Raw genomic sequence first — 20,008 nt, 5'->3', positions numbered from 1 at the left:
TCCTGCGCTCAGTCCCTTCACGTTCAATTCCCTCTTACACATTACCTAGTGCAAAGAAAACAAAGAGCGGGAATCCAGTTTATTCTGAAGCTTCTATCACCTCCTATTTATTGTTAGATTTAAAACAATCTAAAAACTGTAAAAATTATATCACTTTTGACAAACAAAAAAAGCGGGAAAACATTAAAATGTTTCCCCGCTCAGCGTTTATTCGTTATTGATAGCTAATTTCTAAATTTTATCGTTTTTTAGAGATATCCGTTAGCTTTCAATATTTCCTTCGCTTTCTCGGTATATTTTGCTGGAAGCTTTACCACTGGCCCTGTGCATCCCATGGCAGATTCAGCATATATTTTCTCTTTCCAAAGAGCCCGTACTGCATCTTCTATGGAAAGGACGTCTATTCCATGAATCTCATCATCAGTAGGCTCTGCCGGGGGAGGGGTCACTGTCTCCTCCGCTGCGGCTGGTTTAGGTTGAAGAGCTGCAATTATATCGTCAAGCCCAGCACGTTTGGCCCGTGCCATTTCATCTGCAACAAGGGCAGGAAGTTTCCCTCGAACAGCTGCTGCATTGAAAGCCAAGGCGTTGGCAATTACAGGAGCACCAGAAGCTCTGGAGATAATGGAGATCACGTGGGGCCAACCTTCTCCGGCGGAAGGACCATATCCCCAACCAAGCGCCTCATAGGAACCGCCAGTATTGAAAGAAGAGAAGACCTTCATCAATACGTTACCTGTCAATGTATCTGTAACACATACATCTACAGCTCCCGCTAAAATATCGTTTCCTCGAAGGACAGAACCGCCATCTTTACGGATACTCGTACCAAAGGTAATATCATATCCCTTTTCCTTGAGTTGGTTTAAAGCTCTGAAAACAAGCTGAGCTCCCTCTACGTTCAAAATACCCACAGTGGGATTTTTCTTCCCTATAGATTTAGCCACAGCTATACCGTAGATGGCATTTCTAACCATTGCTTCCACACGATGAATGGCCGAAGTTCCTGTTGAAGAGGCAATGATCATGTCTTTTCCTTTCGCAGGCGTTACTACACGACCGATAGTTGTAACTCCCATGGGGAAAGGATAGTGCATGGCAACAGCTCCCTGAATCGTTCCCTCTTTCAGGGCTTTTTCCATGGCTTCAGATACATCGGCCTCACATGCTTCGGTCTCAATCCAATCTAGAGTTTCGTACCCCTCGACTTTAGGGCCTATCATTACTACTTTTACGCCAGGGTATTGGTTCTGAGCCAGAAGACCGGCACATGCCAGCTCTTCTGAACCATGCTCACTGCCCATAGCCATAAGACCGACAGGAATACAAGGCCCTCCGCTTCTTGCTGTTTCTATAATCTCGGAGAGGGCTTCTCCAACTAGATGCCTAATTTCACTCATTCCGGTCACCTCGCTCCTACTACTGGAGCTTTTCCGTGATCTCGGACAGAACCTCGAGAATCAACTCTTTTACATCTTCCTTGCTCACGGCAGCTCCGGGTCCACCGCTGCTCGGCTCTATTAAGAAAGAAGCTCCATCAGACAAGTTAGTGAGACGAGCCAAAAATAGGCTTCCCTTGCCGATGATCATAGCTCGCTTCATAGTTCCAGCCTTAATAGCCTCACAAGCAGGGCCTACGAAAGGAACACCTGAAGGAATATGTCCCTGAGTATGGGCATATCCTATAAGGCCTCTCTCCTTAACAAAATCCATCATTTTCGCTTTTTCTACAGACTTCTTCATAACTCCCAGTGCCGCAATCATCTTCGTACTGGCCAATGGCACATCTCCAGCACCAGCAGGCAACGTAATTTCAGGAATATGAAGTTCAGCCGCATATTTATCTACATCGCTGAAGGAAAGTCCCACTTTCTGAAGGGGTTCATAGACAAGAGCTGACGTTACAGCCTGGGGAGAAGCACCAGAACCAACAGAGTGCTTACCCACTGCGTCAAGACGCATTACGGGGAGAGTGCCATCATCGGGAACAAGCATAACAGCAAGGTTTCCAAGGCAGTCCTCCAATGCGGGCATTTCCTTCTTAACGTGGTCACGGCTATTCATATAGAGTTTCGGAATAGCTCCACCGGCCAAAACAACACAATTTTTCCGCAGACCGGAAGCAACCTGAGATGCTGCCGCAAGCATGGCATTCACGGGACCAGCACAGAATCCTCGAACGTCACAGCCACTCGCATTGACACAGCCAGCAATTTCAGCAACAGCTTTAGCAAAGTTACCGCCACCACGCTGGTTCATATCGCCAGCAGCTTCTTCTGAGCACTCGATTACAAAATCAATCTCTTCAGGAGCTACGTCGGCATTCTTCAACATATGAAGAAGGGCAAGAACGCCGCCTGCTTTACAGGCAATATTCTCAAGCAAAACGTAGGGGAAGAGGCACTCGTCTACTTCATGGCCACTGCGAGCACATCCCACTACTTCGTTGTTGAAGTAAAGGGGCAAAGCCTTATGTTCTGCAACTTCCTTTTCAATTTCTTCTTTATCATGGCCTGCTTCAAGTCTGGCCAACACATGATCGTTGATTACAGGGTCCTGAGCCAGCTTTTCCTTTACAGAAGAAGCAAACCCTTTTTCAAGCCAAACAATATCAAAAACATCACATATATCGATGAGCCCAAGGAATTCATCTTCGGGCATAATTTCTCCGTATTTTCCATAGCGGCTTGAGCCTTCCAAACGGTTTTCATACCATGGCTGAGCTTTCGTTTCATATTCTTCAAGGGAAATGCCGCCAATATACGCCTGGTTAGGAGCGTAATCTCTAGCTTCCTCATAAGACTGCATATGCTTCGGCAGTCCTTTCAGGTACTCACTCTCTCCTTTATGATGATGCCTTTCTACATAAGGGGTATTCCCATAGTGCAAACCTAGCTCGGGGACATGGTTCAGGCAGTAAGCGTAACCCTTAATACCAACATTGGACATGGCTGCAAAAACCTCCTCATTAACATTCTCTCTGTCTTTGTTTTTCGTTATTTCTTACTCTATACAATCTACTTTCAGTCAAATAAAAGTAGAAGAGGGGCCCAGGAACTTCCCTGGGCCCTCTCTTCGAAGCAACTAGTCTGTAAAGACCGTCTGATCCTCGATTTCTGTCTGAAGGGCCTTCAGAGCCTTCTCTACCAAACGCCGGCGAAGAACCTTCTCTTCCTCAAACGGCTTAGTGGGATCACCAAGTGGGTGAGGAATAGCGATGGCTGGAACAATTCTGTTAGCACCTACTGTAAGGGAAATAGGAACGATAGTGCAGATATGAACTACCGGGAAACCTGCTCTTTCTATTTCTTTTACCATCGTTGCACCGCAACGAGTACAGGTTCCTCAGGTAGATGTGAGGATCACCGCATCGACGCCGTCTTTTTTAAGTTTCTGGGCAATCTCGGCACCGAAACGCTTGGCGCTGGCAACAGCAGTTCCGTTACCAACGGTGGTGTAGAACTTATTGTGGAGCTTTTTAAAGACTCCTTCTTTTTCCATCTCTCTCAAGACGTCAACCGGAAGAACACGGTCAGCGTCTGCATCGGCATAGGTTGCATCATATCCGCCGTGAGCTGTGCAATAGCTGTCGGCAGTCAGATCATTTACGCCGGTGATGTCATATTCGCCGTACTTGCTTGCACTGGAAGCTTCGATGTGATCGGGGTTCCCTTTGGGGCAAATACCGCCGGATGTGACAACGGCTATTGTTGCATTTTTAAGATCTTTAACAGCTGCATGTGGTGGAACGCGGTCAAAGACAGGCATAGGATACTCAGTGGTAAAAGGTTTCCCATGAAGCTTTGACACAAACATATCCACAGCTCTCTCAGCTGCCAATTTATCGTAAAACTTGTTTACACGAACTCCGCGCTCAATGTACCCTTCCTCGGAAGGCAAACCAATCTTCTCACCCTTAAGCTGTTTAAGGATAAGAGCAGCCATTGCCGGAACAGCTTTACCCATACCTCTGGCACTATCAGCTGCTTCAACAATGAAGAGGTTCTTTCTGTACATCTCTACACCCGGGTTCTCTGGGTACATAGCAGAAATTACAGGAATACCAAGCTCCTTCGATACGGCGGAGCAAATGGCGCCACATGCTGTACCATAACGGCCAGCATTAAAGGCAGGACCAGCTACAAATGCATCAGCCTTGCATTTTTTCACCATATCAAGGATCGTTTTTGTTGCTTCTTCCATGTTGGAAGCAAAATATGTATCTCCGCAGATAACGGTGGCTACAATCTCGGCTTCTCCCTTGAAAGCAGCCTTCAGGGCCATACCAGGACCAACTACTCCTTCACGAAGTTCGGGCTTGTAATCGGCCTTCTCCTCACCGCCGATACCAGCGAAGAACTGGTTTATATAATGAACGACACGGTAAGTCATATGTCCCCCTCCTTTCTTTTAAGGATTACAGCGTATATTTGCTGTACTCTTCTCGCATAGATTTCACAGCAGCGGAAAGGGCCTCAGGATCAAGAACCATTTCCATCATGCTAATCTGCTCTTCCCAGGCAGCCTGATCGGCTTCCTCACGAATTTCTGGCTCGAATACATGATATACTGCGAGTCCCAACGGAACTCCAGCCAAAGGACCTGCATACGTCGGATCTCCGTTCGTTACGGTCTCTGCGTAAATCTCGGCACCTTCCGCATCAGAAGAACCAAGAATGACCACAACGTTTTCGGCACCGAACTTCTCAGCAGCATCTTTAATGCGCTGCTGATTCTGCAAGTCCATGGCACCTGCAGCCGTTCAGACGAAACACTCGGTCACTGAGAATACGACCTCAGCGCCGCTATCTTTGAAGCATGCCTCCATGGCAGGTCCGGGAACGCCATCGCGCTCGCCGAGGAAAAGAACTTTCTTACCAGCCAACTTACCCATGCTTCGCACCTCCTTCTTATATTTCTTTTTTTAATTATTCAAATAAGAATAGATTTCCTACACGAACTAGATGGTATAAGCGCCAAGTTTAGTGTAACCAAGCTCGCTTGTAGCACCCAAAATCGCCTGAAGTTCGACGGTGATAGTACCATCTTCAGCGAGAGATCCCTGCCAACCACCAGCAATGATATTGGCTTCTTCGGGATGGCCGATAACCTTTTTCATTGGGGGCAGCACAATGACTTCATTAGCATTTCCTGCGGTAACACAGGCATCTGCCTCTTTACAGGAGTCGGCAAGAGACTGGCTTGCGCCATCCTGGCCCGCATACTCGTCGGTAAGAAGAGTTGTTTTAATGCCAGATTGCTCAGCCTTCCAGCAGTTCATGATAAGGTCAGCGTCGGGGTTACCGAACCCTTCTTCGGAAATAAGGATGCCATCTACGCCAAGAGTCTTGGCAAGATTAATTGCATAGGAAGAGCTACGTTTCTTATCCCCAAGGGTTACGTTTTCGTTGGTAATGATGCAACCAATAAAGTTGAAGTCCTTACCATGACGATCAAACATAGCCTTAATCACAGGATTATTCAGATGGGCGTAAGTATTGTTCTTATCACAGGCAGAAACACAGTTTCCTGAAATAATAGCACCATCAAAGACTTCAGTAGGATTAATGAACGTCGGCAGGGTTTTTTTGGCATCAACACCGTACACATAGGTATCGTGCAGAAGTCCCTGAGACTGAAGCATATAGAGGTACGCAACTTTGGGCAGCTCGGGGTAGGCCTTCATCGCTTCGTTGAAAGAAGGAAGTTCAAAGGCTTCTATCTCATCGGCCTTCACATCTTTGCAGGACTGAGCCAAATAGGCAGCGGCCTTAAGACCAGCCAAACGGCAAGCAGCCTCGTGATCGTGTTTCTCAAGCCCTTCAACAGGGTCAAGAACAAGAACTACGTTATTCGTTTTCGAATATGGAGTATAGTCTGCTCCAGGACCCATCATATCGATGATACCTTCCTGGAAGCGAACAATTTTCCCTGTGGTGACGACAGCTGCACCGTTCAGGACAAGGGTTTTTCCCTCTCCTACTGTGTCCACGTCACCGACAAATCCGGGAAACACTTCATTTTTGCCCTCAAGTTTGCATCTGGGCTGAACTACATCCTTCACTGGAAGAATGCGAACGCTTTCGCCGGGCATAGCAAGATCGACATCAATTTTGACAAGACGTTCATCATCAGAAAGCTTAGCTACAAGCTCTTCCTTATTAACATAGAGAACGCCGTCTTTTACTGTCGTCTTATCGCCCCAAGCGACTTTATTAACCTTGACGTTATGGAGTTCTAACTTCAAAAGACTCCCCCCCTTTTCACGGATTCTCCTACAACAATTTTTCTACATTCTCTTTGATTGCCTCAAGAGTTACATCGGCACCGCTAATCCGCGCCACTTCCTTCCCTTCTTTCCAGAAGAGGAACGTAGGCAACCCCATCACTCTATTATTGATGGCTACGCGACGATTCTGAGAAACGTCGACGGAACAGAATTTTACTTTTCCTTCGTACTCCTCCGCCATCTTATGCACGTTAGGAAGAAGGGCCATACAGGGGCCACACTTGGGTCCCCAGAAGTCGACCAGCACCGGAAGGCTGCTCTCCTTCACTTCTGCATCAAAGTTTTCTTTGGTTAGCTCAACCATTGCCATAAACTTCACCTCCCTTCAGAAAAACGTAGGCATAGAGCCCCTACCACGACAACACAAACCCCATTTATCCCTGTTTATTCCCCAACAGAGATAATCATTGAGTACTTTTCAAGGCTTTCTTTTAAAAGTTCCCGGTCTATGCAAGAATAATCTTCGAGCATTTCATCGGACAAAGAAGAAACGAGCATAAGCCTGTCTAAACAAGATCGATAAACTGAAAGAGCATTCTCAATCAAATTCAAAGAATATGCATCAATAGGAAACTTTTCCATTTCTTTCACGGGCGATTGTATAATTATAGAACGGAAAGGGTGCTGATAAGGACGCAGATTACCATATAAGGGATGAGTCAACAGAGCCCATCCTTGATGGACGTAATCTCGAACACGAACCAGAACTTCAAATGAAGAACCTTTCACAAACTCAAGATCAGGAACGTTCTTCTTAAAACCTGCATTATTGGAAACGAGGAGCTTGCGACTCATATACTTCATGCCTCCTATATAAATATAGGTGGGAAATTCTCTGTCGCATAGCCCCAAATCTATCGAAAAGTAAGGGCGGCTAATCATTCCAGAGCCCCGTCCAGCCACAATCCTTGAGCCTGAGAGTTTCCGTCTCTGAGCGACCAAGCCCAAAAACATTGCCCCTTCGGCGCCCCTCTACCTCTAGAGTAAAAAGGTCTCTCTTGTAGCTTTCATCCGGTAATCCGTTACGATTCTACACTATATAAAATGATAGTCAAGGGACTTGTGAAAAGCAAAACTTTTCTCATATTTGCTAAAGTATACATAAGGTAGGGGGACTCCCCTACCTTATGTATAACTGCACAAATTCACTTTTTCTCTATCAAATTGAAGCAATTACTTCTCCCAATTACCACCTCAGCCCCTGCCAGAAAATAATAGCAATAGCGATAGGAGCTATGGTACGACAAACCCATATCCAAGCTTCCATGATATTAAAATGGTAGGTCCCATCGTTGCTAACTTCTTTTCGAGCTCCCTCCGTCCAAATCCATCCCACAAAGAGCGCGATAAAGAGACCGCCAAGGGGCAATAAAATATTAGATGCAAGAAAATCCGCCGCATCAAGAAAATCTTTTCCTGCTATCTTAAAATTTCCAGTAAGTGAATAGGCTGACGGAATTCCAAGAAGGAATATAGCCAACCCCATAAGCCAAGCTGCCTTCTGTCGCCCCCAGTTCATTTCATCAATAAAGTAGGCAGCAACTACTTCCAAAAGGGAGATAGCCGATGTGAGGGCCGCTATGAAAACAAGAAGGAAGAAAAGAGATGACCATAAGGGGCCTCCAGGCATCTTCGAAAAGACAGATGGAAGAGTTACGAATGTCAGGCCCGCTCCAGCTCCGGCTTCAACACCAAAAGCGAAGGCAGCTGGAAATATAACAAGTCCCGCGAGGAGCGCCACCATGGTGTCAAGGAAGCAAATTTGAACAACAGCACTAGGTATAGTTGTTTCCTTGTTCAAGTAGCTTCCATATGTAATCATACATCCCATTCCTAATGACAAAGAGAAGAAGGCTTGTCCGAGAGCAGCCAAAACTGTATCGCCCGTTATCTTAGACAAATCTGGTTTTAAATAAAACTCCACTCCCTTGCCAGCCCCATCAAGGGTCAACGATCTAGCAATCAAAATTAAGAGAATGACAAAAAGCGCCGGCATAAGAATTTTGCAGTATTTTTCAATACCTTCCCCTATCCCTCGATAGACAACCCAAATAGTGGCAAGCATAAAAAGAGCTTGATAAAATACTACCTGGAAGGTATTTGAAACAAATCCGCCAAAAACGTCGCCTGCTTTCCCAGCAGCTCCAGCCTCCATGAGGCCTGTCCATGAACTTATAATATACTTAATAGTCCAACCACCGATAACTCCATAGTAAGAGAGAATAATAAACCCTGCTGCAACGCCCATCCATCCCACAATAGCCCATGCCCCGCCTTTCAACTTCTTGAAGGATCCCACAGCATTGAGTTGGGCACGGCGTCCTATAGCTACCTCCGCAAGCATTACTGAAAAGCCTATAATAAATACAATGGCAACATAAACTACGACAAAAGCTCCTCCTCCATTTTGTCCTGTAATGTAGGGGAATCTCCATATATTGCCCAGACCTATGGCTGATCCGGCGGCAGCTAAAATGAATCCTATTTTACTTCCCCACTGTTCTCTTTCTCCATTGTTACTCATCTTCTGTAAAACCCCCCTTTACTTATTTTTACTCCAAAGCTCACTCCGTCATTCCATCACCCTCACGCGGTAGCTCTCCCACCCCCTTTAATGCCATGCACCGCAGAGCTCTGTAATAAAAAGATCAAGATTGACATTATTCAATCTTTACTTGAATGTATTGCAATTATACACCATGTATTTTGATTTTGTAGTTCTTCATTGAAAATCAAATGTAGTAAAAATGCTTTCCCACTATCCGTTGCATGAAGGATAATATAGAGTAAAATGGCATGGGGAAAGGAGTGGTTGACAAGATGTGTCTGGCTGTTCCTCATCAGATAAAAACTCTTCTCGATGAACATCGGGCCATAGCTATGGCAGGATCTGTTCAGGTTGAAATACGAACGGATTTGTTAGAGTCTGTCGTAATAGGGGATACGGTGCTTGTGCATGCCGGTTTTGCCATAGAGAAATTGGAACCTAACGAATCGGCAGAGTTACAAATTCTTTGGGATGAGATCTATCGCTATGCAGGCCAAGATCTTGAAGCCTAATATGAAATCTTCCCGCACGATAATAGAAGCTATTTCTCAAAGGGCTTCGGAACCGCTGACTTTCATGGAGGTTTGTGGAACTCATACTGTTTCCATTTTTCGTTCGGGGATCCGCTCTCTCCTCCCTCCAAATATCTCTCTTCTGTCAGGACCTGGGTGCCCAGTTTGCGTAACAGATCAGGGCGAAATTGATTGCGCTATAGATCTTCTTGATACTCCTAGTATTATGATCGCTACATATGGAGATATGCTTCGGGTCCCAGGAACTCACGGTTCCCTAGCAGGGAAAAAGAGCGAAGGTCGCGAGGTGCAAGTAGTCACCAGTGCAGCTCAAGCGCTAAACCTCGCAAAGGAACATCCTAAAAAAGAGGTTGTTTTTTTAGCTGTCGGTTTCGAAACAACAGCTCCTGCCACAGCTGCTACAATTCTGGAAGCAGCAAAGGAAAGGGTGCGGAACTTTTCTATTCTCTGTTTCCATAAAAAAACCCCGCCGGTATTAAAGCAACTTGTACAAGACCCCGTCTTACAGATTGATGGTTTTATCCTTCCTGGACATGTGAGCGTTATTCTGGGCCATTCCGGCTACAGATTTATATCAAAAGAGTATGGCATCCCCTGTGCTATTGCCGGCTTTGAACCTATGGATATTCTTTTAGCTATAGCGGATCTTACTTTTCAGAGGACATCTTGCACAGCGGCCCTCCACTCTTTATATCCCCGAGCAGTGAGACCCGAGGGGAACCTCAAAGCCCTGAACCTCCTTGATTCTGTGTTCCAATCATGCTCTGCATCCTGGAGAGGGCTGGGTGTCATCCCCCAGTCGGGGTATCAATTAAAAGACTCATATTCATTCTTTGACGCTATTCCCAAACTGGAACTCACTATACCAACTCCTCCACCGCCTCACGGCTGTCGATGTGGAGATATTCTGTCCGGACATTTAGTACCCAGCCAATGTCCCCTTTTCGCTGCTCAATGCACACCCATGACGCCGATAGGGCCTTGTATGGTTTCTAGCGAAGGTTCATGTTCTGCATACTATAAATATAATAGAAGAGGTGTATCTTCTTGGAAAAAATTACCCTTGGCCACGGAAGCGGAGGACGCTTAACTCAAAACCTAATAGAAGCTATTCTCGGTGCATTCTCCTCTAAGGATACAGTTCCCGAGCTTGAGGATTGTGCGTTAGTGTGGGAGAAATATGGCATCACTATCGATAGTTTCACCGTGTCTCCTCGTGAGTTTCCCGGGGGGGATATTGGAGAATTGGCCATATGCGGCAGTGCAAACGATTTAGCCGTTCGGGGCGTTCGTCCCCAATTCATCGCCATGAGCGTAGTGGCAGAAGAGGGGCTTCCTATATCAGAACTTGCGCGATACATGGAAAGTGCCGCCCATATTTGTCATCATCTTGATATCAAGCTCGTAGCGGGGGATACAAAAGTTGTCCCAAAAGGACACGTAGAAGGGCTTTTCATTACTACTTGTGCTGTAGGAGAACAGGTTACCTCCTACCCGCTGGGAATGGATCGCCTTAAGCCAGGGGATAGCATTATTGTTTCCACCTCTATCGGCCGACATGGCGCAACAATCGGTGCGAGTCGTTTTGATTTGACGCCAGAGGGGCTTGAGAGTGATTGCGCTCCTTTATGGAATATGCTGGAACCCCTCCTGGACATAGAGGGGCTTCGATGTATGCGAGATTGCACTCGGGGTGGTCTTGGCACTGTTATGTGCGAATGGGCGGAAGGTCGAAAGATAGGGATTGAGCTTGTAGAAAAAAACATCCCTATCCGAGAGACAGTGCAGTCTGTCTGCGATATTTTAGGTTTTGATCCTCTCTATCTCGCTTGTGAAGGATGTGCAGCCATAGCCGTGGATCCTTCTCAGACTCAAGACATTTTGAGGCAATTGCATGCCCATCCTCTCTGCAAAGAGGCATCCCTTATAGGAACGGTTACAGAGGAGCACCCGGGGATGGTGGCTCTCATAACAGAGATAGGCGGGATGCGTGTTGTCGACATGCCTGTAGGGGAGATGCTCCCCCGCATTTGTTGATTCCGCAATGCCAGCAAAAAGAGGCGTTTCATAAAAATAATTGAGAATTTCATACGTACAATAAAAAAGAGGCCATCCCGATTTTTTGGGATGGTCTCTTTTACTTACACATATTGAACCTATACTTAGTCTTCTTTTGGCAGAAATCTCATGATTCTCTGTATAGAAAGAGCTTTTCCTGTTTCTTCTTCCACATCAATAAGCACAGCGCAGAGACGAAGATCATCCTCCGCCACCTGGAATCGAGAGGGAAGCGCTGTCAAGAAACGAGGAAGAACGCTTTCAAGAGTCATTCCGATAGCACTTCGGTGAGCACCTGTCATACCCACATCCGATATATAAGCTGTTCCATCGGGTAAAATTTCTTCATCTGCAGTCTGAACATGAGTGTGGGTTCCGAGGAAAGCTGAAACTCTCCCATCTAGATAGAAACCCAAAACTCTCTTCTCAGAAGTAGCCTCTGCATGAAAATCTACAAGGACAGGAACTCCATTCAGCTCTTCTAGAATTTCATCAGCCTTGCGAAATGGACAATCCAGATCGGGCATAAAAACCCTCCCCTGGAGGTTTAAGAGAGCTAATCTCTTCCCATTTTTAGATAGCACACTAACCCCTTGTCCGGGACATCCCGGGGGATAGTTGGCAGGTCGTACTACCCGAATTTCTTCATCCAGAACAGAATAGAAGTCTGAACGATCCCATATATGGTTCCCCGAGGTAATCCCATCGACTCCCATATCAAAAAGATCATTCATTATCTTTTCTGTCAGACCTTTTCCTGCCGCAGCATTCTCTCCATTCACAATAATAAAATCAATTTTCGCAAACTCTTTTTTCAGTTGGGGTAACAAAATTGACAAGGTCTTTCGACCTGGGCGTCCTACTATGTCTCCTATAAATAGTATTCTCATAACTTTTATAGCCTACTTTGCATATTCTGTAGCTCGTATTTCTCGCGTAACGGTCACTTTGATTTGCCCTGGATATTTCATTTCTTCTTCTATTTTTCGGGCAATATCGTAGGCTAATTTATAGACTACACCCTCATCTGTTACATTCGGAGAGACCACAACGCGTACTTCGCGCCCAGCCTGAATAGCGAAAGCTTTGCTAACCCCTTTAAAGGACTTGGCAACTTCCTCTAGTTTTTCAAGTCGCTTAATATACGCATCGAGACTTTCTCTTCGTGCTCCGGGACGAGAAGCGCTTACAGCGTCAGCAGCAGCGATAATAACATCATATACAGTATTCTGTTCCACATCTTCATGGTGAGCTGCTATAGCGTTAACCACTTCTGGAGCCTCATTGTAACGCTTAGCTATGTCAGCACCGATCAGAGCGTGAGGCCCTTCTACCTGGTGGTCCACAGCCTTTCCTATATCATGAAGCAATCCTGCACGACGAGCCAATTCCTCATCAAAACCAAGCTCTGCCGCCATGATACCCGCCAAATGAGCGACCTCCAAGCTATGCTGCAATGCGTTTTGCCCGTAACTATAGCGGTATTTCAACTGCCCAATAAGATGTACAAGATCATCGTGCATATTCTTAACCCCTGTTTCGAGAAGGGCTGTTTCGCCAGCCTCCAGAATCTGCTCTTCCACATCTTTTGTGGCCTTCTCTACCAGCTCTTCAATACGGGCTGGATGAATTCTGCCATCAGCCACAAGCCGTTCCAAAGAGAGACGGGCAACTTCTCTGCGTACAGGGTCAAAACTGCTCAACGTCACAGCCTCAGGAGTATCATCAACAATAAGATCTACGCCTGTTAACGTCTCGAAAGAACGAATGTTACGCCCTTCACGGCCAATAATACGTCCTTTCATCTCGTCGGAAGGCAGGGGCACAACACTTACAGCCACTTCAGAGGTCTGATCTACAGAACATCGCTGAACTGCCGTAACAATAATCTCTTTGGCTTTCTTTTCTGCGTCTCGTCGAGCCCTCTCTTCAAGGTCTTTTACCAACATGCCGAGATCGTGCTGCATGTTGTCTTCAGTCTGGACCAACAATATCTCTCGCGCCTCTTCCTGAGACATTTGTGCAATCTCTTCCAGACGAACGACCTGTTTCTGTCTCAAGGTATCAAGTTCAGCTATCTTTTTTTCAAGATCCTCTCGGCGAAGCCGAAGCTCTTCTTCCTTGTGAGAAACCCGATCAATTTTTTTATCGAGATTCTCCTCTTTCTGCTCAAGGCGCCGCTCCGCCCGCTGCAACTCGGCTCGACGATCCTTATTTTCCCTTTCCACTTCCTGACGGAGCCGATAAGCCTCTTCTCTCGCTTCCGTCAATTTTTCACGCTTCCGCTGTTCCCCTTCTTGTAAAGCCTCTTTTAAGAGCGCTTCCGCCTGAAGTTTAGCATTTTCAAGGTGTTTTGCTCCAATAGTTTTCGAAAGCATAAACCCAGCCGCAACACCAGCAGCCAGGCCTGCAGCTATTCCTAAAATTGCAGTCATAATTTGCATAATTGGCCTATCACTCCTCATTTTATTTTCAAGGTGCTGTCACTAGATTTTTAAGACCGCACACGTCGTGCTGAGGATTATATTTTACAGGTCAATAGAAGGGCTCACAAGTCCTTTCCAAAGCTTTTCTAACGGAATGAAGAGAAAAACCTCTCCGAATCAGCCTTCCTCGTATTTTTTCAGAGACTATACCCTGAGAACTCCATTCTATTACCAAGCTGCAAGCCCGGCTTTCTTCGTCGGGTTCCGCTTCCTCCAGCACTTTCAAAATTAAATCACGATGGACTCCTCGCCTGTGGAGTTCATCGTGTAACTTTCTATCTCCCCAACTGGTATGAGATGCTATGAAAAGAATACTATAGGCCTCATCATCCAAAAAGCCAAGTTCTGTATATTTTTCCACAAGTTGCTGAGCTACGTCTTCTGTAGCTCCTTTCTTCATGAGTTTATCTCGAATCTGCCAACATGTATACGCCCCCCGCGCCAATAGTCGGAGAACATATCTTTCAAAATTATACAACACTGTCATGCGATACCCGCCAGATCCAAATATTTCCCTACTGTCTGAAGGACATGAGAATAAAGTTCAGGCTCTTGAGAAAGGTAGGGATCCTCTGCTACCAAATCAAAAGCTTCTCTACGAGCCAATTCAAGCAAAGCACGGTCTTTCAACAAATCGGCTACTCTGAAATCAGTAATTCCATGTTGTCGAACCCCACAAACTTCTCCTGGACCACGAAGTTTCAAATCTGCTTCAGCTATTTTAAATCCATCAGTGGTAGCACACATTACCTTTAAACGCTGTACGCCTCCTCTTGTTGTGGGATCTCCCAAGAGAATGCAATATCCTTGCCGTCCATCACGTCCAACTCTGCCCCGAAGCTGATGAAGCTGAGAAAGGCCAAAACGATGAGCGTCCTCAACAACCATAACAGTAGCCTCAGAAACGTCAACCCCCACTTCAATCACAGTGGTAGCCACAAGAAGATCGATTTCACCAGCAGTAAACTTCCTCATTGTAGCCTCTTTTTCCTCTTGAGGAAGTTGGCCATGAAGCAACCCTGCTCTTATATCAGGGAAGATGGAACATATCTGCTCGTATCGTTCTGTAGCAGAGGCAACGGCTAAAGATTCGCTCTCTTCTATCAACGGACAGACCCAATACATTTTCTCCCCTTCACTGTGTCGCTCCCTGAGAAAGGGCCAAAGTCGATGGGTCTCTTTTTTACGAAGCCACCATGTCTTCGTGGGGAGGCGGCCAGGGGGCATCTCATCGATAATAGATACTGTGAGATCACCATATACTGAAAGTGTGAGAGTTCTAGGGATCGGAGTAGCCGTCATAACTAATACATGAGGAGCTTGTCCTTCCTGTGTCCCTTTGTTTCTAAGAGCGTTTTTCTGTAAGACGCCAAAACGATGTTGTTCATCTATAACCGCTAATGCCAATTTATGAAAAGAGACTGGATCGGAAAAGAGCGCGTGGGTTCCAACAACAACATGGGCTTCTCCTCTTTCTATTCTTTGTAAAGCATCCTGCCGATCCCGTGAAGAAAGAGAGCCTACTAAGAGCTCGACTGATACGCCTAAGGGAGTTAGGTACGAAGACAATCTATAGAAATGTTGCTGAGCTAATATTTCGGTAGGGGCCATAAAAGCTCCCTGAAACCCTCCCTCCACAGCTTGGAGCAGGGCTAAAACTGCTATTACAGTTTTCCCCGACCCCACATCGCCTTGAAGGAGTCGATGCATAGGTATCTCCTGAGCGAGATCGCTGGAAATCTCCCCCACCACCCTCCTTTGGGCGGACGTTAAGGGGTAGGGAATAACGTCTGACAGAAAACGCTTCTTTAACTCACCCTCACGAGGCAACAGAGGTGCTTTCTCCGCCAACCGGGATCGTTCCCCACGGCGAAGAGCTAATCCTACTTGAAGAGTAAAAAACTCGTCGAAAGCCAAGCGATCCCGTGCTGCTTTCCAGGGAGCCCCTGCACTAGGATAATGCATCTCAAAGACAGCATCAGAAAGAGGTGGAAAATTGTACTTTGAGCAGATATGAGCCGGCAAATGCTCTGCAGGGCGAAATTCTTCTGCCTCAAGACAGGATCGGACTAGTTTCCTGAACCAGCGCTGTTGCAATCCCAACGTAAGAGGGTACACTGGCACTATATGCCCTACAGAATCTGGATCTTCCCCCTCGTCTAACACCTCAAATTCAGGATTCGTCACCTGCATTTGCCCATAACGACGCTCCACCAGGCCATACAAGGCGACTTCCTTCCCTGGTGTCAGAATTCGTTCTAACCCTCTCCGATTAAACCATACTGCATGTACAAAATCCCGACCATCTGTAAAAAGGGCACGAGTAAGAGTTAATCCTGCCCGCAACGTTCGATGTTTTTCCATGGTCACAAGCCGGACTATTAAAGATACTGTGGAGCCAGGCTCTAAGCTGTTCAGAGGAGTCAGGCCCCGCCTGTCTTCATATCGGCGAGGGAAATAGAGCAACAAATCCTGAACCGTCCTGATATTAAGGCGGTTCAAGAGCCTCTCCCGTACAGCTCCCACTCCTTTTACGAAGCGTACAGACACTGTGGAATCTTTTTCCCTCACTCTGGCTGACGCTCCTCAAGAGTCTCCTCTTCATGCAACGTTTCGAGCATAGAGGTGTATTTAGAGAGCAACGCGGCCATGTCGCTTTTGAAAGTACGCTTCATTTCCTGAAGTCTGAGAGCATCTCGCCTAAAAGCATCACGCTGGTTCATAGCTTCAAATACAATACGTTCCCCTTTAGCCCGTGCCTCAGAGATAATGGCATCAGCTTCCTGTTTGGCAGCTTCTGTCTTCACCTCAGCGCTTCGTTGAGCCATGAGGAGCGTCTCCTGTAATGTGTCTTTCAAGTTGTTATAGTCTTTGAGTTGGTCTTCCAAACGCTGAATATCCCTTTCCAGATCAGTCGTTTTTTCAGCCATAAGGCGAAGTGTTTCTACTATCTGGTCAAGGAAGTCGTCTACCTGATCAGGATCATATCCCCTCAATGCTCTGGAAAAGGTTTTACTTTCTACATCCAGCGCCGTTATAAGCTCAGGCACGGTGTTCCTCCTTCCATTCCTCTACAATCCCTTTTCGTGGAGAGGCGACAAAGACTCCTGGAGATATTCTCGCCACGTCACCACGCATAGCAAAAGCTACTCCACAAAGAAAATCCAATACGCTCTGCCCTACATCGCGATCCATGTTTCTGAGGTCAACGATAACCATTTGCCCTTTATGAAGGGCCTCTCCCAGCTCTTCTCTGCGATCAAGACAAAGATTCCCCCGACATAAAACCACTTGAGCCTGGACAGGAGGAGTTTTTAACACCCTGCTCTGCCGTTCCTCCAAATCCTCTTCGGCTTGAACCGAAGGACTGTCTGGCGATCCGGTCATTCCCTCTTCATCGTAATCATATTCAGCAAGACCGAGTATCGCCATGAGGCGCTCGAACATTCAACCACCTCCACATATAAGAGGATCAATACGATCGGGCCCCGAAAATAGCCGACCCAACGCGAACCATGGTACTTCCTTCCTCTATAGCCCACCCAAAATCTCCGCTCATTCCCATAGAAAGTTCCTGTAAAGGAAGACCACTTGAAACTTCCAAGCGATCACGAAGTTCCCGTAAAGAAGCGAAGGCTTTCCGTATTGACATTTCATCTTCAGTAAGTGGACCAACTGTCATAAATCCCTTTAAAGAGAGTAGAGGGCACGTCTCTTGAACATGTTCAAGCAGAGTTTCTGCCTGTTCTGGTGCTACGCCATGTTTTGACTCTTCCCCAGATGTGTTCACTTCCAGCAAAATGGGGATACTTCTATTCTCTTCAGAACAGATACGTTGTAATGTATCCGCAAGAGAAATGGAATCTACAGATTGAATCATATGAAAAGATTCCAAGGCTTTACGAGCTTTATTTCTCTGTAAATGACCGATAAGATGCCACTCTACTTCAACATCTTCTGGCCACTGCTTTTTCTTTTCCAAGGCTTCTTGAACCCTATTTTCTCCAATAGCCGAGATTCCCCCGTGCTGTATGGCAAAGACCATCTCTTCTACTGAACGTGTTTTCGTTACTGCTATTAATGTAACATCTTTTCCGCTCCGCCCGCTTAAGCGAGCACTTTCTTCAATTTTAATTCGTATAGATTCTATGTTTTTTTGAATATCCTGCTCTACCATAACTCTATTCTGCCCTCCCTAGCGTGATCTGCTCGAAGCAAAATAATATTGCCCGGCTGAAGACCATCAAAAATAAAAAAAGAATGATCCGAAAGAGGGAATCCTTTCACTTCCTTGAATCGAACATAATTTCCTCCCACCCAAAAAACTCCCAGCTTCCCCTCTCTGGAAATTATAGACGACTGGGGAACTGCCACACCTACATAGCTTTCTGTAGAGATAAGATACGATACAGACCGTTTTTTAACAATATTAATAGGGAAAAAAGGGAGAGTAAGGTAGAGTTTGCACCGATATCCTAGCTTTTTCGCCACTCTAACCTCGCCCTGATATAAAGATGTATTCTTATCTCGTCTTAAAAGGACATTTCCCCTATCTATCCTCCTTTCAAGTGCTGGAGTCATATCAGCATAACCTACAATCCGAAGATCTTGAGGCATGGGAAGAAATTTCCCTATGGGATCTCCTTTTGATACTGTTTTTCCTTGTGGAAAGAGAGAGAGTTCCGGCGTATTCGGGATTTTTTCTATCCCGGGCCAAACGTTTGGATAACAAACCTGCCCTTCCAATCCATCAAGCCCAGGAATAAAATAACCTGTCTGCGGTGCTCGAAGTATTTGTTGAGAGCCATTATTTTCTAAAATAGCTATTTTATCTCCCTGAGCGACCCTTCCACCGTATCCTTCCACAGCATATTGAAGACGGCCGTGGGACGGTGATGTGAGAATGAATTCATTCCACAAAAGAATCCCCGGGAAAGGGAGCTCTTCTTCATAGGAGTAAGGCACCGCCTGAGCTATTCTCGGATGAGTTACGAGATAGTAGTGCCACCAAAGGCCATACAACCATACAGCGCCAGCTAACGCACAGAGCACAAAAACAGTATAAACGACCACCTTGCGTTTGCTACTATAATTCATCTGTCTCAGCTACGCCCTCTTTTGTAAGAAGTGTCTTTCTGTTAAGGCAGGAGAGCGGAATCTCTCCTTTCGTTAGTTTTTCCACATTCCCCGCAACAAAATGTAAAGCCCCCTTCAAGGAGGCATCAGTTACCCCGCCTATATGAGGAGTGACAGTAATGCGAGGATGATGAAGGATAGGGTCAGTCACTAACGGAGGTTCTGTCCAAAACACATCTAACCCTGCTCCTGCAATCCATTCTTCCTCTATAGCCTTCTCGAAGGCCTCTCGTATAACTAATCCCCCACGAGCCACATTAATAAAAAAAGCATTGCGGTCCATGGCGTAAAAGAAAGGTTCAGCTATACTATTTTGCGTTTCTGAAGTCAGCCCTAGGGTTACCACTACAAAATGACATCCGGGAAGGGCTTTTTCCATTTCCGCTAGAGGGTAGAAACTTTCAATTCCCCACTCTCGAAACTCAGGACGATACGTTCGGTTAACCCCCACCACAGACATTCCCAAAGCTATAAGACGTTCCACTACACAGTGCCCTAAATTCCCCAGTCCTACGACACATGCCCTCTTTCCCCAAAGAGTTATACCTGGAGGAGTAAAGATTTTCCCTTCCGATATTTTTTCCTGGGATCGAGCATATCTCCTCGCTAAAAGCATCATATGGAGTAAGGCTATTTCCGCCACCCCTTCCGCATTGCCAGTCCCCCTGGAAGGAATATTACACGCAAAAATTCCCAACTTGGTACATGCTTCTATATCAAGCCCCTCCACTCCCACTCCCCACTGCTGTACCATTTTTAAACGGGGAGCCTTACTGAGAAGCTCGTACGTTACACTCATAGGACGAATAATGAGGACATCCGCCCACGGAAGCTTGTCTTTCAGATCCAAATCATCTGCCACATCCATCTCATGTCCCTGAAAGGCTGGGAGCAAAAGATCCCATAATCGTAAAAATGATTTCCCCGCAAAAAGTATATGCATCGGAATCTTCCTCTC

The 20,008-nt window shown here is 46.2% G+C and carries 20 protein-coding genes and 1 riboswitch; of the genes, 3 read left to right on the top strand and 17 right to left on the bottom strand.

From position 1 onward, the window contains the following. Nucleotides 1-248 precede the first annotated feature (248 nt). From grdD to K360_RS0103800, 8 genes are all read right to left on the bottom strand, one after another. Nucleotides 249-1,400 (bottom strand): glycine/sarcosine/betaine reductase complex component C subunit alpha, encoded by a 1,152-nt coding sequence (gene grdD / locus K360_RS0103845; protein ID WP_024821872.1) that lies wholly within the window; start codon nucleotides 1,398-1,400, stop codon nucleotides 249-251. Between the two features lie 19 nt (nucleotides 1,401-1,419). After that, nucleotides 1,420-2,949, bottom strand: a complete 1,530-nt coding sequence (gene grdC, locus K360_RS0103840; RefSeq protein WP_024821871.1) for a glycine/sarcosine/betaine reductase complex component C subunit beta — start codon at nucleotides 2,947-2,949, stop codon at nucleotides 1,420-1,422. A 135-nt stretch (nucleotides 2,950-3,084) separates the two neighbouring features. Next, on the bottom strand, nucleotides 3,085-4,392 hold the full coding sequence (gene grdB, locus K360_RS0103830; protein WP_084043866.1) for a glycine reductase complex selenoprotein B: 1,308 nt from the start codon (nucleotides 4,390-4,392) through the stop codon (nucleotides 3,085-3,087). Between the two features lie 25 nt (nucleotides 4,393-4,417). Beyond that, entirely contained in the window at nucleotides 4,418-4,894 is a 477-nt protein-coding gene (gene grdA, locus K360_RS0103825; protein WP_084043865.1) for a glycine/sarcosine/betaine reductase complex selenoprotein A, read from the bottom strand. Between the two features lie 66 nt (nucleotides 4,895-4,960). After that, entirely contained in the window at nucleotides 4,961-6,247 is a 1,287-nt protein-coding gene (locus tag K360_RS0103815) for a glycine/sarcosine/betaine reductase component B subunit (RefSeq protein ID WP_024821866.1), read from the bottom strand. Between the two features lie 28 nt (nucleotides 6,248-6,275). Continuing rightward, the gene (locus K360_RS0103810; RefSeq protein WP_024821865.1) at nucleotides 6,276-6,593 is read right to left on the bottom strand and encodes a thioredoxin family protein; all 318 of its coding nucleotides are present in this window, start codon (nucleotides 6,591-6,593) and stop codon (nucleotides 6,276-6,278) included. A gap of 80 nt (nucleotides 6,594-6,673) precedes the next feature. Beyond that, a complete protein-coding gene (locus K360_RS0103805) occupies nucleotides 6,674-7,084 on the bottom strand; it encodes a GrdX family protein (RefSeq protein ID WP_024821864.1) in 411 nt (136 codons plus the stop codon). 97 nt (nucleotides 7,085-7,181) lie between these two features. Continuing rightward, nucleotides 7,182-7,300, bottom strand: a riboswitch (glycine riboswitch). Between the two features lie 175 nt (nucleotides 7,301-7,475). Further along, nucleotides 7,476-8,813, bottom strand: coding sequence for a sodium-dependent transporter (locus tag K360_RS0103800; protein ID WP_024821863.1), 1,338 nt, complete (start codon nucleotides 8,811-8,813; stop codon nucleotides 7,476-7,478). A 272-nt stretch (nucleotides 8,814-9,085) separates the two neighbouring features. On the opposite strand from K360_RS0103800, the gene K360_RS0103795 reads away from it, so the two are divergent. From K360_RS0103795 to hypE, 3 genes are read left to right on the top strand one after another with little or no spacing between them, the layout of a single operon-like run. Then, nucleotides 9,086-9,349: a HypC/HybG/HupF family hydrogenase formation chaperone gene (locus K360_RS0103795; protein ID WP_245587079.1), complete on the top strand. Its 264-nt coding sequence runs from the start codon at nucleotides 9,086-9,088 to the stop codon at nucleotides 9,347-9,349. Further along, a complete protein-coding gene (gene hypD, locus K360_RS0103790; protein ID WP_024821861.1) occupies nucleotides 9,324-10,460 on the top strand; it encodes a hydrogenase formation protein HypD in 1,137 nt (378 codons plus the stop codon). The genes K360_RS0103795 and hypD overlap by 26 nt, the downstream gene beginning before the upstream one ends. Next, nucleotides 10,418-11,407, top strand: a complete 990-nt coding sequence (gene hypE, locus K360_RS0103785; RefSeq protein ID WP_024821860.1) for a hydrogenase expression/formation protein HypE — start codon at nucleotides 10,418-10,420, stop codon at nucleotides 11,405-11,407. Before hypD ends, hypE begins: the two co-directional genes overlap by 43 nt. Before the next feature lie 125 nt (nucleotides 11,408-11,532). On the opposite strand, the gene K360_RS0103780 is transcribed toward hypE, so the two are convergent. The 9 genes from K360_RS0103780 to K360_RS0103740 form a co-directional block, all read right to left on the bottom strand. Further along, nucleotides 11,533-12,318 (bottom strand): TIGR00282 family metallophosphoesterase, encoded by a 786-nt coding sequence (locus tag K360_RS0103780; protein WP_024821859.1) that lies wholly within the window; start codon nucleotides 12,316-12,318, stop codon nucleotides 11,533-11,535. 12 nt (nucleotides 12,319-12,330) lie between these two features. After that, nucleotides 12,331-13,872, bottom strand: a complete 1,542-nt coding sequence (gene rny, locus K360_RS0103775; RefSeq protein ID WP_024821858.1) for a ribonuclease Y — start codon at nucleotides 13,870-13,872, stop codon at nucleotides 12,331-12,333. 91 nt (nucleotides 13,873-13,963) lie between these two features. Next, nucleotides 13,964-14,401: a regulatory protein RecX gene (locus K360_RS0103770; RefSeq protein ID WP_024821857.1), complete on the bottom strand. Its 438-nt coding sequence runs from the start codon at nucleotides 14,399-14,401 to the stop codon at nucleotides 13,964-13,966. Further along, nucleotides 14,398-16,485, bottom strand: coding sequence for an ATP-dependent DNA helicase RecG (gene recG, locus K360_RS0103765; protein WP_024821856.1), 2,088 nt, complete (start codon nucleotides 16,483-16,485; stop codon nucleotides 14,398-14,400). Before recG ends, K360_RS0103770 begins: the two co-directional genes overlap by 4 nt. Next, complete coding sequence (locus tag K360_RS0103760; RefSeq protein ID WP_024821855.1) at nucleotides 16,482-16,964, bottom strand: DivIVA domain-containing protein; 483 nt, start codon at nucleotides 16,962-16,964, stop codon at nucleotides 16,482-16,484. The genes recG and K360_RS0103760 overlap by 4 nt, the downstream gene beginning before the upstream one ends. After that, entirely contained in the window at nucleotides 16,957-17,361 is a 405-nt protein-coding gene (gene sepF / locus K360_RS0103755; protein ID WP_024821854.1) for a cell division protein SepF, read from the bottom strand. The genes K360_RS0103760 and sepF overlap by 8 nt, the downstream gene beginning before the upstream one ends. Nucleotides 17,362-17,386: 25 nt before the next feature. Next, a complete protein-coding gene (locus K360_RS0103750) occupies nucleotides 17,387-18,091 on the bottom strand; it encodes a YggS family pyridoxal phosphate-dependent enzyme (RefSeq protein WP_024821853.1) in 705 nt (234 codons plus the stop codon). Then, the gene (locus K360_RS0103745) at nucleotides 18,085-19,011 is read right to left on the bottom strand and encodes a hypothetical protein (protein ID WP_024821852.1); all 927 of its coding nucleotides are present in this window, start codon (nucleotides 19,009-19,011) and stop codon (nucleotides 18,085-18,087) included. The genes K360_RS0103750 and K360_RS0103745 overlap by 7 nt, the downstream gene beginning before the upstream one ends. Further along, the gene (locus K360_RS0103740; RefSeq protein WP_024821851.1) at nucleotides 19,001-19,993 is read right to left on the bottom strand and encodes a 2-hydroxyacid dehydrogenase; all 993 of its coding nucleotides are present in this window, start codon (nucleotides 19,991-19,993) and stop codon (nucleotides 19,001-19,003) included. The genes K360_RS0103745 and K360_RS0103740 overlap by 11 nt, the downstream gene beginning before the upstream one ends. Nucleotides 19,994-20,008 lie beyond the last annotated feature (15 nt).

It is taken from the genome of Aminobacterium mobile DSM 12262, assembly GCF_000526395.1.
GTDB lineage: Bacteria > Synergistota > Synergistia > Synergistales > Aminobacteriaceae > Aminobacterium > Aminobacterium mobile.
Note: the sequence above shows the minus strand (reverse complement) of the source record. Positions and strands in the feature narration are given on the sequence as shown.

Bases quoted from the DNA above. Each gene is read 5' to 3' on its own strand.
- grdD (WP_024821872.1), bottom strand. From the start codon at position 1,400: ATGAGTGAAATTAGGCATCTAGTTGGAGAAGCCCTCTCCGAGATTATA.
- grdC (WP_024821871.1), bottom strand. From the start codon at position 2,949: ATGTCCAATGTTGGTATTAAGGGTTACGCTTACTGCCTGAACCATGTC.
- K360_RS0103810 (WP_024821865.1), bottom strand. From the start codon at position 6,593: ATGGTTGAGCTAACCAAAGAAAACTTTGATGCAGAAGTGAAGGAGAGC.
- K360_RS0103805 (WP_024821864.1), bottom strand. From the start codon at position 7,084: ATGAGTCGCAAGCTCCTCGTTTCCAATAATGCAGGTTTTAAGAAGAAC.
- K360_RS0103800 (WP_024821863.1), bottom strand. From the start codon at position 8,813: ATGAGTAACAATGGAGAAAGAGAACAGTGGGGAAGTAAAATAGGATTC.
- K360_RS0103795 (WP_245587079.1), top strand. From the start codon at position 9,086: ATGGGGAAAGGAGTGGTTGACAAGATGTGTCTGGCTGTTCCTCATCAG.
- hypD (WP_024821861.1), top strand. From the start codon at position 9,324: ATGCAGGCCAAGATCTTGAAGCCTAATATGAAATCTTCCCGCACGATA.
- K360_RS0103780 (WP_024821859.1), bottom strand. From the start codon at position 12,318: ATGAGAATACTATTTATAGGAGACATAGTAGGACGCCCAGGTCGAAAG.
- rny (WP_024821858.1), bottom strand. From the start codon at position 13,872: ATGCAAATTATGACTGCAATTTTAGGAATAGCTGCAGGCCTGGCTGCT.
- K360_RS0103770 (WP_024821857.1), bottom strand. From the start codon at position 14,401: ATGACAGTGTTGTATAATTTTGAAAGATATGTTCTCCGACTATTGGCG.
- sepF (WP_024821854.1), bottom strand. From the start codon at position 17,361: ATGTTCGAGCGCCTCATGGCGATACTCGGTCTTGCTGAATATGATTAC.
- K360_RS0103750 (WP_024821853.1), bottom strand. From the start codon at position 18,091: ATGGTAGAGCAGGATATTCAAAAAAACATAGAATCTATACGAATTAAA.
- K360_RS0103745 (WP_024821852.1), bottom strand. From the start codon at position 19,011: ATGAATTATAGTAGCAAACGCAAGGTGGTCGTTTATACTGTTTTTGTG.
- K360_RS0103740 (WP_024821851.1), bottom strand. From the start codon at position 19,993: ATGCATATACTTTTTGCGGGGAAATCATTTTTACGATTATGGGATCTT.